At 33.7% G+C, this 17430-nt stretch carries 12 protein-coding genes and 1 pseudogene; 2 read left to right on the top strand and 11 right to left on the bottom strand.

All coding sequences use genetic code 11. From position 1 onward, the window contains the following. Positions 1 to 62: 62 nt before the first annotated feature. The 6 genes from GSM_RS01560 to pflB all read right to left on the bottom strand — a co-directional run bounded on the left by GSM_RS01560 (position 63) and on the right by pflB (position 6296). Positions 63 to 488 (bottom strand): PTS sugar transporter subunit IIA, encoded by a 426-nt coding sequence (locus tag GSM_RS01560; RefSeq protein WP_003689604.1) that lies wholly within the window; start codon positions 486 to 488, stop codon positions 63 to 65. Between the two features lie 2 nt (positions 489 to 490). After that, entirely contained in the window at positions 491 to 1300 is an 810-nt protein-coding gene (gene agaD / locus GSM_RS01555) for a PTS galactosamine transporter subunit IID (RefSeq protein WP_003689605.1), read from the bottom strand. Continuing rightward, entirely contained in the window at positions 1290 to 2099 is an 810-nt protein-coding gene (agaC, locus tag GSM_RS01550; protein WP_003689606.1) for a PTS galactosamine transporter subunit IIC, read from the bottom strand. The genes agaD and agaC overlap by 11 nt, the downstream gene beginning before the upstream one ends. Next, complete coding sequence (agaB, locus tag GSM_RS01545; RefSeq protein WP_003689607.1) at positions 2100 to 2582, bottom strand: PTS galactosamine transporter subunit IIB; 483 nt, start codon at positions 2580 to 2582, stop codon at positions 2100 to 2102. A gap of 536 nt (positions 2583 to 3118) precedes the next feature. Beyond that, positions 3119 to 3916, bottom strand: a complete 798-nt coding sequence (pflA, locus tag GSM_RS01540; protein ID WP_003689608.1) for a pyruvate formate-lyase-activating protein — start codon at positions 3914 to 3916, stop codon at positions 3119 to 3121. Positions 3917 to 4037: 121 nt separating this feature from the next. Next, a complete protein-coding gene (gene pflB / locus GSM_RS01535; protein WP_003689609.1) occupies positions 4038 to 6296 on the bottom strand; it encodes a formate C-acetyltransferase in 2259 nt (752 codons plus the stop codon). Positions 6297 to 6684: 388 nt separating this feature from the next. On the opposite strand from pflB, the pseudogene GSM_RS14990 reads away from it, so the two are divergent. After that, positions 6685 to 7729, top strand: a pseudogene (locus GSM_RS14990) (IS3 family transposase). Between the two features lie 130 nt (positions 7730 to 7859). On the opposite strand, the gene GSM_RS01520 reads toward GSM_RS14990, so the two are convergent. Both GSM_RS01520 and GSM_RS01515 read right to left on the bottom strand, forming a co-directional pair. After that, positions 7860 to 9821 carry a DUF2142 domain-containing protein gene (locus tag GSM_RS01520; protein WP_235720327.1) on the bottom strand — a complete coding sequence of 654 codons (1962 nt, stop codon included), beginning with the start codon at positions 9819 to 9821 and terminating at the stop codon, positions 7860 to 7862. Between the two features lie 32 nt (positions 9822 to 9853). After that, positions 9854 to 10795: a glycosyltransferase family 2 protein gene (locus GSM_RS01515; protein WP_003689622.1), complete on the bottom strand. Its 942-nt coding sequence runs from the start codon at positions 10793 to 10795 to the stop codon at positions 9854 to 9856. Between the two features lie 623 nt (positions 10796 to 11418). On the opposite strand from GSM_RS01515, the gene GSM_RS01510 reads away from it, so the two are divergent. Then, the gene (locus GSM_RS01510) at positions 11419 to 12666 is read left to right on the top strand and encodes a hypothetical protein (RefSeq protein WP_003689623.1); all 1248 of its coding nucleotides are present in this window, start codon (positions 11419 to 11421) and stop codon (positions 12664 to 12666) included. Between the two features lie 1660 nt (positions 12667 to 14326). Here the strand turns inward: GSM_RS01510 and GSM_RS01500 are convergent. The 3 genes from GSM_RS01500 to rfbD all read right to left on the bottom strand — a co-directional run bounded on the left by GSM_RS01500 (position 14327) and on the right by rfbD (position 17400). Next, positions 14327 to 15520, bottom strand: a complete 1194-nt coding sequence (locus GSM_RS01500) for an MFS transporter (protein WP_003689627.1) — start codon at positions 15518 to 15520, stop codon at positions 14327 to 14329. Positions 15521 to 15631: 111 nt separating this feature from the next. Beyond that, complete coding sequence (locus tag GSM_RS01495) at positions 15632 to 16528, bottom strand: glycosyltransferase (protein WP_003689628.1); 897 nt, start codon at positions 16526 to 16528, stop codon at positions 15632 to 15634. Between the two features lie 35 nt (positions 16529 to 16563). Further along, the gene (gene rfbD, locus GSM_RS01490; RefSeq protein WP_003689630.1) at positions 16564 to 17400 is read right to left on the bottom strand and encodes a dTDP-4-dehydrorhamnose reductase; all 837 of its coding nucleotides are present in this window, start codon (positions 17398 to 17400) and stop codon (positions 16564 to 16566) included. Positions 17401 to 17430: the final 30 nt, after the last annotated feature.

Here is a 17430-nt window from a genome sequence, read left to right as displayed (position 1 = left end):
AGCCCCTTCTCTACCTGTTCCATATAAACACATTTCATATACAGCAGCACCTTCGTCCGCTTCTAAATACCGTCTTCATCTGCCTCATCTAAAATTTGAGTCTTTCTGACACCAAATTCCTGAATCCCGTTTTTTGCAGCCTCAACCAAATTCTGTGCAACTAAATGTACATCACTGGCTTCACTTAAGTTAGTCTGCAAACCAACTTCCAACAATGAACCTACGTTACAACCTGCGATGACTGCAACATCATATTTTTCTTTCTTATACACCGCTTGCTTGTACGGTGTTCCACCGATTAAATCACAGAAAAAAACCGCTTTAGCCTCTTCTTTTAAAAGACTTTCAAACTCATCAGCCAGATCTTCTTCATTCATATTGGCAGAAAAGTCGACATAATTAACATTTGGAATTGACCCTGCAAGCAACTTGACTGTTGATTTAATCCCAGTTCCAAAATTGCCATGACCCGTTACAATAATCTGCATCTTTAAAGAACTCCCATCCACGAAAATAAAATTGATAGTAAGAATGTTAGAATTATCAAAGTCACAGGATTAACATTCTTCTTTTTCAGTAACCAGTATAATAGGAATGTATACCCCAGTGGAAGAATATTAGGAAAGATATTATCAAAGAATTCTTTCTGTATTGAAATCGTGTGAGAAGATGTCACCTGTATTTTAGTGACCACATCAATTTGGACATAAGTTGCTATTAATCCCCCAATAACCGTGCATCCAAGAACACTAGCCGCATGTGCAACAATCGCCGAGTTCTCATGTATCTTCGAGATAGCCTTTGTACCGGCTGAATATCCTAAATGAGCTATTGGAATCCTTGCCAAGAACATTGCAACATACACTATGAAAAATACTAATGGCCCAAGAATACTTCCTTGTTTTGCAAAAGAGGCTGTTACACCAGCAACAATTGGTAAAATCGTGTACCAAGTAATTGCATCACCAATTCCAGCTATTGGACCAAACAAAGCTACACGCAAGCCATCGATTGTTGAACGCTCTTCACCATTTTCTTCTAGTGAAGCCTCAAGACCCATCAGTAGCGGAGCCGCATAATTATTAGTATTTATAAATTGCAAATTAGATTTTACTGCTTCAATGAGTCCCTTTTTATCATCACCATATACTTTCTTCAATGATGGAATCATCGCAAAAGTCCAACCATCAGCTTGCATCCGTTGATAATTCATCCCTGATTGGTTAAATAAAGATAGGAGCCCTAGCTTAGTAATATCTCTTCTACTCAGCTTGTTTCTTGCTTTTTTCTCAGATTCCATCTTCTTCACCTCCAACATTTTCAAGCGACTTCTCCATGTTCTTGAACTTCTTGTTTACCTCTTGCTCCTTCTTCTCCCTACCATATTCAATCCAAGCAAGAGAGGCACCAATAATTGCAACAGGCATTAAGTTTCCGAATTTTATGAAACATGCCGCGGTAAAACCTAATAATAAATATGGAACATACTTGACTTTCAACATGCTCTTGAGCAGCAAACCAAAACCCACAGCGGGTAAGATTCCTCCTGCAATCGTAAAGCCATGACTTAACCATGTTGGCATTGAGTTAACCAATGTCTTCATTAAATTTTGTGCTCCATACACACTCAAGAACGAAAAAGCACTATACAATAAGGCTACGAGTACAGTTGGCAGAAGTACAATCATTCCAAATTTACGAAATTCTCCTTTTGCAACATACTCATCAGCCTTCTTTGTAAATACAGAAAAAATTGAATAACAAAATAAAATTATATATTGCATTAAAATACTAAAAGGCAATGATAAACCAATTGCCGTTGCTGGACTATTTCCTGTGGTATGTGCGATAACAACAGTCATTATTCCTGCCATAATAGGATTAGGCGGCTGAGTACCTCCAACGGGAGTCAACCCTGCAAATGCAAGCTCAGTCAGTCCTCCTGCAATTATCCCCAATTTCAAATCACCCAATAAGAAACCTGTAACGGTACATACAATCATGGGTCTAAATATGTAAAAACCTTCTAACCAAAAATCAATCCCGGCGATAATAGCAAAGATCGCTATTAAAACACCTTGGGTCAATGTAACTGCCATCTAAATCACATCCTTAATTGCTATTTTTCTCTCTTCCGGAACATCTTGAATATAAACATCAATCCCCAATTCGACCAACTTGTTAAACGCATCTTTGTCATCTTGATCGACATAGACCTTCTTTGTAAGCTGGACCTTACCTTCACTGTAATGCATATTGCCAATATTCAGTTCAGTAATCGGAACTCCTCCCTGTACCAAGTTCAGTGCATCTTGCGGTGTTTTGACAATTAAAAATATCTTTTGCCTTGGGCTGGCTTTCCCAATTGTGGTGATAGTTTTCTTCAATGACCAAAAACGAATACCTACACCCGAAGTTTCTGCTGTTGCTGACATCAATTCTTGCTGCAACTCACTCTTTGCAGCATCATCATTTGCTACTAACAAAAGATTGGCACCAATTGAAGAGGTCCAAACAACACCGACCTGTCCATGTACTAAACGATTATCAATTCTAGTTAAAACGATATTTGGTGTACCCATTATAAAAAATCCCCCTTTTTATCTGATTAACATAATATCTATGCAGTTTTGCTTAATGGTACCTCGTTTCATTATAGTAAATATTCACTTAAATGCATAGCTTTACTATTTTTACTAGATGTAAGGAATTATAACATCTCTTGAAACAAAATAAAATGGGATAGACCAATTAATTGTATAATCAATATTCTACAGCGTTAAATCTTCCTTTATTCATATAATCATCTGCAAATCTTTCCTTTATAAATATTTTCATTACAAATTAGTTATCTTTATTTCTTTTGAATCCATCTTATTGATTTACTAATATGCTATATTAGACTTTAAATAAGTTATGTTTAAAATTGTTTTTATACAGGATTTGAAACACCTCAATAACTCCACCCATGTTTTCAATTCGCTTTTCCAGATTGTTTTGAATTATATTTAGTCATGAAAAAAGTACCTCACAATCATTAGACTCTTTGTCTAACAATTATGAAGCACTTCATTTTGCTCCGACTCTTTTAAAAACATAATTGTTGAATCTTATATCTTCATTCCAAGTATCCCCGATAATCTGCAACATGCAGTAGTTTCTCTGCATTCTTCACACGTTCTGGAGTTGGAGGTTCAATGCCATCAAGCTTATACTTGATCCCCATCTCACGATATTTATGCACTCCCATTGTATGATATGGAAGGACTTCTACCTTCTCAACATTATGCAGTGTCTTGATATAATCGCCTAACTGAATTAAATAATTGTCAAAATCGGTCCTCTCCGGAATCAACACGTGACGTATCCACACTGGTTTATTGATATCTGACAAAAATTGGCACATATCTAAGATATTCTCATTTCTAAATCCAGTAAGTTTACGATGTTCATCAGAATTAATATGCTTAATATCCACCAATAAAATATCCGTAACTTTCATTAACTTATTGAAGTTATCAAACCAAGGTTGACGTCTAGTAAATGGTTGCCCACACGTATCTAAGCAAGTATTAATACCCAACTTTTTACATTTTGTAAATAATTCCAAAGCAAATTCTGTTTGAAGCATTATTTCGCCACCACTGAGTGTAATACCACCTTTTTCACCCCAAAATTGACGATAAGGTAATGCCATCCGAAGAATTTCATCTGTTGTCATCTCAGTACCAACATTCTTACGCCATGTATCAGGATTATGGCAGAACTGGCAACGCATATTACATCCCTGCATAAAGACAACAAATCGAATACCTGGACCATCAACTGCACCAAAGCTCTCTGTTGAATGCACATATCCAATTAATTCACCATCGCGCGTTGGAACTTTACGTTCATGCATTTGCCTTTGTAACATCCTTCTTCCCTCCTAACTGCTTAAAAATAAAAGAGATTGTGGCTCCCACACTTGCCCCAATCCCTTTTATCTCATCACATTCAAGTGCTGAATTTTTCTAATTAAAGTTTTTTTATCTATGTTACATACTTTGATGGAATGTTCTCGAAATTACATCATCTTGTTGTTCTTTAGTTAAATCTGCGAAGTATACACAATAACCAGAAACACGAATTGTCAATGTTGGATACTTCTCAGGGTGAGCTTGAGCATCTAGTAATGTTTCACGCTTAAAAACATTGATATTTAAATGATGTCCATTATTCTTCATATATCCATTAATCATGTTAACCAAAGCATCTTTTTGTAAATCTTCATCATGACCTAACGTTGATGGTGTTACAGCAAAAGTATTGGAAATACCATCTGTAGCATATTTATAAGGAAGCTTAGCTACTGACAGCAATGAAGCCAATGCTCCACTTTCTTCTGCTCCATATGCTGGATTGGCACCTGGTGCAAAAGGCTCACCTTTCTGACGTCCATTAGGCGTTGTCCCTGTATTCTTACCATAAACAACATTTGATGTGATTGTTAAAACAGAAGTTGACAACTTAGAACCACGATACAGGTGATGTTTATTCATTTTCGTATAAAGTGACTTAACCAACCATACTGCAATTTCATCAACCCGATCATCATTATTGCCATAACGTGGGAAATCATTGTCCGCTTTAAAATCAACTGCAATGCCATCTTCATCACGAATAACCTTAACATGCCCATACTTGATTGCTGAGATTGAGTCTGCTGCAACAGATAGTCCTGAAATACCAGTTGCAAATGTCCTATCTAATCTTGTGTCTTTAAGGGCAAGCTGTGCTGATTCATAATAATATTTATCATGCATATAATGAATCGTATTTAATGCATTGACATAGACATCAGCTAACCAATCAAGCATTGCATCAAATTTTCGCATGAATTCATCATACTCTATATATTCAGACGAAATTGGTTCGTAAGCTGGTCCAACTTGAGCCTTTCCAATCTCATCTTTACCACCATTAATTGCATAAAGAACTGTTTTAGCAAGATTTGCACGTGCTCCAAAATATTGAATTCCATTAGCCACTGGCTGTGCCGATACACAACAAGCAATAGCATAATAGTCAGTTCCCCATTGTTTACGCATTAAATCATCATTCTCATATTGAATAGTTGAACTTTCAACTGAAACCGCTGCTGCATAACGCTTGAACGTATCTGGCAACTTTTGTGACCATAACAACGTAATATTGGGTTCGGGAGCGGCACCCATATCCTTCAATGTGTTTAGGAATCTAAAGGCTGTCTTTGTAACATGATGCTCACCATCAATTCCCATTCCTGCTAATGACAATGTTGCCCAGATCGGATTGCCTGAAAATAATGAATTATATTCAGGTGTACGGATGAAGGAAACCATCCGAAGCTTCATTGTAAACTGATCAATTAACTCTTGAGCTTCTTTTTCATTCAATACACCACGCTCAATATCACGTTCAACAAAAATATCAATGAAAGTATCAACTCTGCCAATTGACATTGCAGCACCATTTTGTTGCTTGATTGCTGCCAAATAACCAAAGTAAAGCCATTGAATTGCCTCTTGCGCTGTTGTAGCAGGTTGAGAAATGTCGTACCCATATGATGCAGCCATATCCTTAATCTGGTTAAGCGCACGAATCTGCTCCGAGATTTCTTCTCTCATTTGGATTACACTGTCTGTCATCTCACCATCACCATAGTTGTCTAAATCATCTAACTTAGATGCAACTAAGTAATCAATTCCGTAAAGTGCAATTCTTGGAAAATCACCAACGAGCCTACCACGCCCATATGCATCAGGAAGACCAGTTACAATCTTGTAATGTCGTGCTCTCTTAACATCTGGAGTATAAGCATCAAAAACACCTTGATTATGTGTCTTTGATAAGTCATTAAAGAAATGTTCCATTTCTGGATCAAGCTTTAATCCATAAGATTCAAGTGCATCTTTTGCCATACGGATCCCACCATAAGGCATCAAAGCCTTCTTTAATGGTTTATCTGTTTGAAGTCCAACAATTTTCTCAAGTGTTTTGTCAAGATATCCTGGGCCGTGGGAAGTAATTGTCGAAACGACCTTTGTATCTGCATCAAGCACACCACCAGCAGCACGTTCTTCAAGCTTTAAAGCGACCAGACGGTCATTAAGTGCCTTTGTTGCTGGTGTAGCATCTTCAAGAAATGATTCATCACCGTTATACTGTTTAAAGTTTTGTTGGATAAAGTCACGAATATCGACCTCTGACTGCCAATTTCCACCACTGAATCCTTCCCATGCCTTTGGTTCCACTCTCTTCTCAAGTTGTTTCATCATTAAGTGCCTCCTTATGAAGTCAAATCCGATTGTTATGCAAGCGCTTTCCACAATTGAATAATAGCACTTTTTCTCTTTATAAGCAATAGATTTCACAAATTACAAAAAACATTTTAATATATCTACCTTCATCCACTATTAGATAGTACAAAATATATTTTTAGATTTGTATTATAAGTCACAATTAATTTTAAAACAACACCCTTTATTTATCTTTTTAGTATTAATTAATTTCTTAATTATTCGTAATTACATCAATCTCTACCCTATAATCACAAACAATAATTTAAAAATTATGTTTTTTGGACTGCTCCTATCCAAGTATTTCGTACACAAATATTTAGACATTTGTGGCACAATAAAATGACTACAATAGGATTTTTACATAAAACAATATACTGATGATTTTAAAGCAAGCATTATCAAAATGCACACCGAGGAAAAAAGATCAGTTCGTTCTTTATGCAGTGTCTCCTGCATCAATTCATAACTGGATTAAAGATGCCAGATCTGTTGAACCTGATGATGAAACTGAAATTACTCCTAAAGAACTTAAAAAATTACAAAAAAGAACCACTTTTCAAGGAAGAATTGGAGATTTTAAAAGCTGCAGCGGTGTTACTGAAAAAGCATACGGGCGAGTTAAAATCTTTGTTTTCGCTAAGGACCAGTTCGCCTATCTTAACACTTGCAATTTTAAGATTAGTTCGTACCACCTATTACCATTGGTTGAACTAGCAACCTAGTCAACACGATTGTGTTGACAATCATTTAAAAGAAATCATTCGAAAAATTTGGGAAGAAAACAATCACGCTTGTGGTTATTCAAGATCAAACTAGCATTAAATAGACTGGGAATTATAATTTGTGTCAAACGCATTTTTCGGCTAATGCAAGAAATGAAGATTCACTCTCTCAAGCATCGACGTTTTAAAAAAACTAGTATTCATACCGATTATTTACAACATCCCAATCTGATTAAAAACAAGCCAAAAGCTAGTACTTGGTGGGCTGATATTACTTATCTTGAGCTACAACCTGGAACTTGGCTATATCTTAGTTCAGTGTATGAGCCAAAGGTTCATAAGATACTCCCGTATAAAATAGGACGACAGATGAATACCAAACTAGTAGTAGATATAGTTAAACGAGCACTTGAACATCATAAAAAACAGCATATTTTCATTCAGATATAGGTTCACAATATACGAGCCGAAATGTTGAAAACTTGCTTAGACAATATCAAATCACCCATTCGTATTCTAAGCAAGGATATTTTTACGATAATAGCCAAACAGAAACTTTTTACTCATTATTAAAACAAAAATTTATTTTTCAAACGCACTTCTCAAGTTTTGAGGACTTAATTCTCAGAATCTCAAATTATATTAATTTGGTTCAACACTGAAAGAACCAGAACAAGTGTCTAGAAAAATACGTGCCAAATATTAACTTAGAAGCAACTAAAAATAAACAAACGACAGAGACTACGATTACGCCATTCGATAACCCTTTTAAGGACTCGAATTAAATTTACAATTTATGAACTAGAAAAAACAGTTACACTGATAAACTTGTAAATATGTTTGCCAAAACCAGAATGTTTATTAATGCAGCAAAAAATATCATATTCCTATTTTCTATTGTTTGTATTTCAAGGCCATTTATATTCTTTGGAACTAATTGCGCAATTAAAAACAGTGGTAATATTGGTAAAAAATATCTTCCTTGAATACCAATAATGCTAGCAGTATCTCCAATATTACCTGTAACTTGTGTCCACTGAATGAAAAGACTTGTAAAAATAAGAACAATATTTAGTAAGCAAATTAAATTTATATAATTTTTTCTAATAAAATCTATACTAATGCTTTTTATCGACTCTTTTTCGATATATATAGTCCTCAGCAATACGAAAGCAATTAATATTGTAAGGCCATAATTTATTTCAATATTTAATGCCCCTAACGGTCCTGTCAATAATTGGCCCGTATAATTTTGCAAATTCATCCAAAGTGTTTTATTCATTAACTCAATATACCAAAAGGGATGATGTATAATATAACTTACCTTTTCCGATGAACTACTTCCACCCTGCGTATTAACTAAATATTTCGATGCTATCTTTAACCAACCTACTGCTGTAAGTCCAACAAATAGGACACCTGCAGTCTTGTGTATTAGTCCTTTTGAAAAACTACCAAATTTTTTATTTGGAATAAGTATTATTATACCACCAATTATAAAGTATATAACTTTGCACGAGGCTAGAAAAAATAGAAGAATATACATTAATCCGATTAGTTTCTTGCCCATATTTTCTTTCCTAAAAGATACATATAAAGCAAATGTGAAGACTGCAATAACGATTACATAGGTAAATCCATCTGCCGAAAGACTAGCCCTCTCAGCAATATTCATTGGCAATAGTGAACAAACAACTAATGTTTTTTTCCCAAATGGAATGAATTTAATACATAGATAAAGAATTGACGTACAACAAAAACCGGTAATCAATCTGCTGCTATATAGTAGAATAAATGGATTCTTCGTAAACAGGCTCGTGGTACCCATACCAAAAAGTTGAAAAATATAAGATTGTGGTGAATAAAGTGCCATATTAACTATGTTCATATTAGTTTTATTACTAGATAACTGGACATTAAAGTTTTTAAGTGTTTCATAAAGTGTATTATTTACGGGATCTAAAACTGGAATTAAATTATGTGGAACTGTCAGATTACCACTTAAAGGAACCAATAGATTGCCATGTAGTATTCCATACACCCTTACAAAATGTCCAAACTCATCAGGAACTCTAAATGCCGGTACAAGGAATGTATATAATGTAACGAGGACTACAGAAATAAGTAAAAAAATATTTTCTATTTTTAATTTTCTTTTTTTTCTGTTGGTAAATTTTAATATTCCAAAAATAATAATTGCTATAATTGTCTGAAATCCAATGAGCAATTTTGCTAACATTTCTTTTGGTATCCAATTATATATGACATTATTCCAAATAAATCCATTATTATCTGTATGAGCAGTCATATAATGCCCCTTAATAGCATTTGTCGTCATGACTACCTCATAAATTTTGCCTTTATCTACACTAAGTCCCTTTTTATTATTTAAAATAAAGTTAGTTCCAACTCCATTGGGACCATCTTGGCTTAGAGCTACATTATTACGAATTCTTGTACTGTAAAGCACTTTTTTATCCGAAACTAATTTAATATCTGTAAATTCATTACTACTTGCATTTGCATTTGCATCTATTTTCAACAACAAGGAATATACTTTTGAAGAAGTAAAAGAAACTTTACTCTTCACATGCTTTGTTACCTCCACAGTTTGATCACTTGGACTACTATTTTTACCTAAAGCTAAGTAATCTTTTTGTGCCAAGAAAAGTGAAAAAAAGAAAATCAGTATTAAAGCATATACCAGCATCTTATACTCAGAAAAAATGGATAAGCAGATATCTAACTTTTCTCTAACTATTCGTTTAATCAACATTGTTACCTCATTATAATATAAATTTTAATTAATTATTTTTGAATTTTCCTTACTAAATTCAATCTGAATTCAAATTCCCTCTTTTCTTTCTGTAATACTGAATCAAGTATTAACCCACTGTACCAAGAAACAATTGCCCCAATAATAAGAAAGGCCGAAACAATTAAAGTTGGTATCTTATCTACAAGCCCTGTTTTCAAATAAGGTAGCCAAATCTCTGGAATAAACAGAAATAGCGCTATTGCTACCAAGATCATCGCCACCACTGAGAAAAAGACTAATGGATGATAATCTCTGTAGGAGATTAAAATTCGCTTGAGTACCTTGAACCCATCACTGTAAGTATTAAGTTTAGATTCACTTCCGTTTGGTCTATCCTTATACTCAATAATTTCATTATGAACAGCCATGTTATTTTCGATAGCAAAAATCGTCATATCAGTTTCTATTTCAAATCCCTTTGAAACTACTGGATATGCTTTCACAAATTGATAACTAAATGCTCTATATCCGGTCATAATATCTCTAATATTACTTTTGAACAACCAATTTATGCTCCCACGGACTATTATATTTCCAAAATTATGAAATAGACGTTTATTTTCTTCAAAATAACTAGAAGAAAGCCTGTCTCCTACAACCATATCTACATTTTTCTCAATAATTAATTTATACATTTTTGAAATAGTATCCGTTGGATAGGTATCGTCACCATCAATTAAAATGTAACACTTAGCATCAACATCCCTAAACATTCTTCTTATTACATTTCCTTTTCCTTGTTGGTACTCATGTCTGACTGTAGCTCCTGCTGCTTGAGCCTCACTCACAGTGTTATCTCCAGAATTATTATCGTAAACATAAATATTTACTTTTCCGTCAATATTTTTTGTGTCTCTCAGACAGTCTCTTACAACCTTCCTAATTGTAATTCCCTCATTATAACAAGGAATTAAAATGGCCAAATCGTCCAATTTTTTCACCCCATATTTTTTATAACTTTATAGAGTATATCATATTATTTTACCAATTTTTAATTTTTTCCTATAAAATACTGACCTATTTATAAATTTATTTATTTTCAAACATATGTCATAGTAATTTGGTTCCAGATTTTTATAAAATTATTAAAAATAACGTTTAATATGTTAAAAAGGGAAGTTTGCTATGAACAAAGTTTATAAATTTTTATATAGAAGACGCTTACTAATTCTTTTATCATTTTTTACAATTATACGAATCGTGATTTCTCTTAAGATACCACTTTTTGCCCAAGGAAATGCTGTAGCAGATGATTACCTTTATACAATTTATGCTAAAGATCTACTTGCAGGGCATTGGCTAGGTTCTTTCAATTCCCTTACATTAGTAAAATCTATATCTTTTAGCTTCTTCTTAGTAATCAATTACATACTTGGGATACCCTATAGACTTGCACTAATCTTATTTTATTTGGTGTCCCTAATTACGTTATGTTATTCCTTATATAAGGTATCCAAAAGTAAGGCTTTTTCATATTTACTATTTAATTTTTTTACTATACTCACCGATAATGCTCCATCAAGAAAATGTTCAAAAAATATATCGGGGTGGCGTATTGGTAAGTGCCACCATTCTTGTAATTGGTTCATTTATAGGGTTGTATGCTAGTGCAAAAGAGAAAGATAAAAAAATTATTTTTTGGTCACTAATCTCTAGTCTAAGTTTGCCTTTTTTTTATTATTTAAAGGAAGATTCTATTTGGCTAATGCCTTTTGTTCTAATGATGACTATCTGTACATCAATAACCATTCTAATTTTCAAAAATCATAAATTCAAAACGATCACTAGTCATTTACTTTGGGTTTTTCTACCAATCTTTTCGCTAATTCTAGTTACATGTTTATACAAAAATATAAATTATAAGCATTATGGTGAATACACTATAACGGATAGATCCGGGACATATTATAAATATTTTCTTCATGATCTCTTAGTGATTCAAGAAAATGAAAAGGGCAGTTCTAACATTTGGATTTCCGAATCTGCAATAAAAAAAGCGGAACAATATAGTCCCACTTTAAAAAAATATTCAAGTCAAATAAATAATTCATTTACTGATTATCAGAGTGGTCAAACTAAAGAATATCCTGGAGACATAATATTTTGGAAATTTAGGAATATTTTTAATAATTTATATGCCCATAAAAGCGGAAAACAGGCCAATAATTTCTATAAAAAAGTTCACTATGAATTATTAAGAGCCTTTAACACTGGTAAACTTAAAAAATCTAATCGCTTTTACCTTTCATCAGTTGCTCAAGGTTTAAAATTCTCTGATGTGACGTGGTTCAAAAATAATACTCCTGAATACTTAGCCACAATGATTACATACAAATATAACAGGCTTAATGTAAATGAGGCTACAGGCACATTTAATCAAATATTAAGAATGAGCCAAATAACTCATTCACCTATTATTTGGCCTGGAACAATAAATACTTTCTTTGCAAAAAGATCAATAAAATTTGTTAATTTTTTACAAAATTATGTTACAAAATTTTATCAATCTACTAGCGAATTATTATTTGTCACTGGATTTCTGGGTATTTTATTATTATTGTTTGATGCATTTTTGCAACTCCTAAATAGAAACTTTAATCTACTTTCTTTAGCGATAATTATAATCAGTCTGCTTTCAAGTGAGTTGGCACTTTTTATTGGTGTAGAATGGTTTAGTAGGTTCCTGTCTATGAAAAAATTCTATGACTATATCTCATGCGATATACCAATTATGCAGATTTTAGAAATTCTTGGCTTCTTCTTTCTCTTTAAAAGAATATTTTACTTTGTGAGAAAAGCATAGTTTGTAAAATGCTCCTATATCAATAACTTGAACTGTTTTTATGTAGATTGAACCAAACTAATTCGTTCCTCATTATATCAGTATACATACAATCAATACTGGCTATTATTTCTTCGATACTTTCAAACTTTGTTCGAGAGACTAGTTCTAATTTTAACATTGAATGAAAGTTCTCAATATAAGTATTATTGTATAGATGATCCTCTAATGCTTGATATTTAAGTTGGTTAGCAAGGTTTCAAACTGATTGCTAGTATACTAGCTACCCGTATTACTGTGTAAAAAATTGGTTCCTTGGTATTCTGAACAGCTTCCTTCATGGTCCTAATTACTAATTCTGCTATCATTTCACTACATACTTGATGAGCAAGAACCCCTTGTTTTCTGCGCCCGCACAGCGGATGGTTTATTGTTTCGCACACAAACAAGCGTTGCTTTAGCCGCTCCAATTAATCCAAGCAACTTTCGTAAAATCTCTAGATTGGATTCGTCGTAAATCAATCTCAATGTAAGCGCTCAACTGCTTATATCTGGAGAGCTTTTTCATTTTACCTGTAAATCCTAACAACAGGTCCGTGAATATTTCTCCTGTACATGGAATACTTTTGATCAAATTAAATTCAGGGAATGTTTTTGAGTAAGTAACTAGTTGCCGTTTCAATGAGTTGTATTTTTGGTTATACGACCGAATCTCTTCACAATAGCCATGAATTTAGGCAATCATAAAGGACAGATTGTGCATGATATGATAATTGACCGATCTGCCAGACTTGCTTACATCAACGTACAATTAAATCCAAATGGATTTTAGGACTTACACAACAGTGATTTGTTTAGCCATCGTTTCGGGAACATATCGCATTAAAGTCTGGATGAGGATACAGACTCGCAAAAATTAACCCAAGTACCGATCGAATTGGGTTAAATATTTCATTTAGCTGCGAAAATATTTGATCTAGCGCTACATGTAAGTGATTAATAATCCGTGAATGTTCCTTAGTTAACTCCCAGTATCGATGAGCCATCAAATGAAACTGCTCATATGGCTTTGAGTATGCCTCAGGTCATGAATTAGTGTCATCTATTCGATAGCCTGGGGCTGACTGCATTTGATTGGTCAGCCTATTGTCTCCATAGTCCTGCCATACGAATTGAAAATTTCAAAGACTTTATTCCCAGATATTTCACTCCATCGTCGTTAAAGAACTGGGTAAGAATTCTTGAATAGGTACCCGTCGTTTCAAATACTGCCATAACTGGTAAATTTTTTTGATTACGGACTTAAGCTTTGATAGATTGGACTTATTATGAACAATTTTAAATTTTCTAATAATTGTATGCTCATGTAAAAGAGCACAACTACTTTTCCCTATACTAACATCAATGCCTAAAACATGCACTTTATCACTTTCCAAATATTTTTGAGGTAATAACAGCATAGATTCGTTCATTTTCTATGTTCGACCTTAAAGACCAACATCCTAAGTCTAATTGTTTGCTAAGTGTTGATAGGCCAGTTTGACACTCGAAGTTTTTATTCCACTGTTATTGATGGCCTCAATCTCAATTTAAGTATAGTAAAAGAGATATCAAGATTATCGTCACAATCTTGATACCTCTTACTTTAGGATATTCGACTAAGTGCCTTGTTTTATCTATTTTATTTAGTTATTATCAAAAATTTTTTTACGCAGGTTATCACACATATCGCAATTCCTATAACTCCAAACGTAATTGCAAAACCAATCTGATCAATCAACCATCCGATCACCGGAAACAACACAATCATAAAAGCTGAAAAAATCACACTCGCGACGCTCAGCAGCGTTGCTCTTTGTTTTGATTCAATTAGATCATTGTAATAGTTACTGAACAATGGTCCAACCACAGCGCTTAATACCCTGAGAATCATGAACAACAGCAGCATAATTATCCCATTTCTAAAAAACATTAAGGAGATTAATCCTAGTATTGGAACTACTAGAAATCGCAGGATAGTTAGTTGGCTAAAACATCTTGTAATCCTAGGAGTTACGCTAATGGAAAGGACAGCCATAACCGAAGAAATAATAATAATCCCAGAGATCATAAACCCAGAAAAACCATTACTCTTCATGATAGATTGATAGTAATAATAATAACTAGTACAAATCAAATCAATCACAGCCTGATATATCATCAAGTTAAGCAAGAATTTTTCTTTCTTCAAAATGGACCAAGAAGATTTAATTAACTCAATAATCGTTAACTCCGCTTCTTTGACAGCGTCAACAGTGTCAGTTTGAACTTGATTATTCTTGAGCGGCTCTTTCAAAAACAACACTGAAACAAGTGCCAACATTCCAACTAAAATCGCAATTACATAAGTTAGTTCAAAATGCCAATGAACAAAGAAGCCCGCTGCAACAACACCAAATGTGTCTGCAACCTCAAAAATAATTTCAGTTTTACTGATGATCTTTGGAAAATCAGAAGTCTGCTGATTCTCAATCAGCGAGTCATACATTAACGCATCAATCGTTCCAGATTGAAGATTATATGAGAATGCACTTAGTATAAAACTAAAAGCAAAAAACCAAAAAGAATGTGCAAGGAGCATTATCACAGCCGATAAAATTGACACGACCCTGCCTGCAACCAATACTGTTTTATATGAAAAACGATCAGCCAGTAATCCGCTTGGAACTTCAAACAAAAAACTTGCAATATGAAAAATACTTTCACATAGACCGACTTCAAACAGTGTCAAACCGGCATGCTGCAGATACATCACCCAAAGTCCTGTCACTCCAAAGAAAGAAAAAAAGCTGTAATAGTAACTGTATTTGATATTTTTATGATATTTAATTTTCAATTTTTACACTCCAATGATTTAGAAGATTACAAAAATCTCCCATTTTTTATATTCATTAGAGTGCTGCTACATATGTGATATACTTTTTCTTTGCTAACCATTCATGCAAATCTATTCACCTACTTCTGAAAAATCAGCCTGAATATCACTGAGGGACTTTCCATACACCTGAAGGACAATCTTATTCCCTTCATACCTATACTTATTGACAATATTAGCCCTATTTACAAAGCTTAACGCAGATGACTTATCTTCTTTGTGATTTATGACCAACTCTGGAACATAAAGCATTTTTAAGCCAGCTTTTTCAAACAAAACTTTTAGAATAATTTCTTCACCATATAGAAAAGTCTTCGGATACAAACCTGGGAACTTCTGAAAATAATTTTTCGTCAACAAAATCGCTGAACCATGAAGATAGTCTTTCCCAGATAACACAACAGTTTCTTCATTTTTTATTACCTTGGATTTCTTCATATGCTTAATTTTGCTAATCTGATCACCAAAATTTTTGTATAACATTTGTTTGATTTTTTCTTTTAAATCAGGATGTTCATAATTGTTTACCAATTCCGTAAGATCTTTTTCTGATGTTTTTTCACTTAAAGGATTTTGATCAAATCCTTGTTTACCAATAATTGCTGTTCCAATTGCACCTACATCATCTGGAATCTTTAAACTGACAAGTTGTTCCAAGTAATTAGAATCAGAAAAAACTAAATCATTGTTGCACAAGAATACATTATCTACATTTAACTGCTCACGTAAATAATTAATTCCCAAGTTATTCCCCTTTGCAAAGCCAAGGTTTGTTGATGACTTAATAAAAAAAATGTTCTTATACTTCGCTATTGCCTTTTCTATTGCAGGAACAGACCCATTCTGGGAACCATTATCGACCACTACTATTGGTATATCTTTAAATGTTTGATCCCTAATTGTATCTAAACATTCGATAGTATCTTCATAGTTCAGATAATTTAGTACAACAATCCCATACTTATTCATTTTCTAAATCCTTTCATAACTCGTATACACCTGTATTACATTCGGTTTAACATTTCATTTAGTGCGTCTTGCCATGTTGGAATTTTAAATCCTGTAGACTTTACCTTACTTAAATCCATGATTGAATGTGCTGGTCTTGTTGCTTTTTGTGGAAATTGCTCACTTGTTAGCGGCTCTACAACAACATCTTCATCCTTTAAGATCTCACTTGCAAAGTCATACCATGTACATGTGTTGTCATTTGAAAGATGATAGATTCCGTAATCAACGTGATTTTCAACTGCATAAGTCATAAATTCTGCAAGTGTTCTCGTCCAAGTTGGTCTCCCAAACTGATCCGCGACAACGGTTACCTTTGGATGCTGCTTCGCAAGGCGTTGCATTGTAAAAACAAAATTCTTGCCATATTGACCAAATACCCATGACGTCCTGATAATATAGTATTTACTTGCAAAATTTTGGATTGCCTTCTCACCTGCAAGCTTGGCTTTACCGTACTCATTCAGTGGGTTAGTTTGTGCCTCGACTGTGTATTCTCCATCAGTCAAATTACCATCAAAGACATAGTCGGTACTAATATATATGATAATTGCATCTACCTTTGCAGCTGCTTTCGCCATATTGACAGTACCTACATTATTAACCAGATAATTTAGCTCTTTGCCATCATCCTCAGCGGCATCGACTGCTGTATAAGCTGCGCAATGATAAATTACTGAAGGTCTAAGTTTCTCAACATATTGCATAACACTCTTTTCATCAGTAATATTCAATTCTTTTGAACTTGGTGCAACATATTCGATCTTTTTTTCATCAAGCAAGTATCGTAATTCCGAACCAAGTTGTCCGCTTCCACCTGTAACTAATATCACTTTGTCACCTTCTCAATCAGCATCTTATTG

The organism is Liquorilactobacillus mali KCTC 3596 = DSM 20444 (assembly GCF_000260415.1).
Lineage (GTDB): Bacteria > Bacillota > Bacilli > Lactobacillales > Lactobacillaceae > Liquorilactobacillus > Liquorilactobacillus mali.
Note: the sequence above shows the minus strand (reverse complement) of the source record. Positions and strands in the feature narration are given on the sequence as shown.